The 1,083-nt window shown below is 62.6% G+C and carries 1 protein-coding gene and 2 pseudogenes; 2 read left to right on the top strand and 1 reads right to left on the bottom strand.

The window, feature by feature from the left end; all coding sequences use genetic code 11:
• A partial coding sequence (locus tag FMM79_RS20165; RefSeq protein ID WP_148625005.1) for an integrase core domain-containing protein occupies window positions 1-268 on the top strand: 268 nt, incomplete at its 5' end.
• A 204-nt stretch (window positions 269-472) separates the two neighbouring features.
• A pseudogene (locus FMM79_RS22340) lies at window positions 473-912 on the top strand (fumarylacetoacetate hydrolase family protein).
• Window positions 913-956: 44 nt separating this feature from the next.
• On the opposite strand, the pseudogene FMM79_RS20155 reads toward FMM79_RS22340, so the two are convergent.
• Window positions 957-1,083: pseudogene (locus FMM79_RS20155) on the bottom strand (IS630 family transposase); the annotation flags it as partial.

Raw genomic sequence — 1,083 nt, 5'->3', positions numbered from 1 at the left:
CTTCACCGGCGTGCTGCGGCGCGAGGGTATCGCCATCAGCATGGACGGCCGCGGCGCCTGGCGCGACAATGTCGTGGTCGAGCGGCTGTGGCGCTCGGTGAAGTACGAGGAAGTCTACCTGCACGCCTACGCATGCGTCAGCGAAGCGCGCAGTTCGATCGGCCGATACCTGGGCTTCTACAACGCCCGGAGACCTCACTCGAGCCCCGGCGGACGTACGCCCGATCAAACCTACTTTGACAATCTGCCACAGGCCGTGGCAGCGTGAATTGGCCGCGACTTGCGGGGCGTCACTCCGGCCGGGCTACGCCCGACCTCCATGACGCCCCGCAGGCGCCAGCTTGAACAACCAAACCGCAGACGATCCACTTATCAAACGTCAAAGGCTGTTCAGACAAACCGAGCCACTTCTGATCAGCCTAGGCGCATCATGACCATCGGACGCCGCAAATAGGCCCGTAGGTTCTGATCAATGCAGGTTGGTATGAGTGGTAACAATCAGGGGAGCACGTCACTCCATCACGAAGTGGAGCTTGTCATCGGTGGGGCTCTCAGGTTCGACATGGCGCGCCGGGATCTCCAGGCCGAGGCCAAGCCGAAGGGCCGTCCTTGGGACATGGCCAAGGGCTTCGAGGCCTCGGCGCCGCTGGGGCCTATTGTGCCGGAGATGCCGCCGCGCAAAGCCGCGATCCGCTACGAGCTCGATGGTGAAGTGCGCCAGCAGGGCACATCGCGCAGATGATCTGGTCGGTGACGGAGATCCTTGCGCAACTCTCATGCTACGCGACCCTGGCGCCGGGCGATCTTGTCTTTACCGGAACCCCTGCCGGGCGCGGTCCGATACGTTCGGGGCAGCGTCTTCGCGGCGAAGTGGCGGGCCTGCCTGTTGTCGAAATCTGTTACGATGCCTGAGGTCGGACCGAGTCTTGCCGTTGACCTGGTGGCTTTTGCAAATGCTAGTGGATTGATTCCAACGTTTGGTGCCCGCGCCTGACAGCGGCGATGATGTCGTGGGGGTCGGCTTTCCAGACGAAGGGACGCGGATCCTCGTTGTGCTCTTTGATGAAGCGGTTGATGGCTGCC

This window comes from Novosphingobium sp. BW1, assembly GCF_008107685.1.
Classification (GTDB): domain Bacteria; phylum Pseudomonadota; class Alphaproteobacteria; order Sphingomonadales; family Sphingomonadaceae; genus Novosphingobium.
Note: the sequence above shows the minus strand (reverse complement) of the source record. Positions and strands in the feature narration are given on the sequence as shown.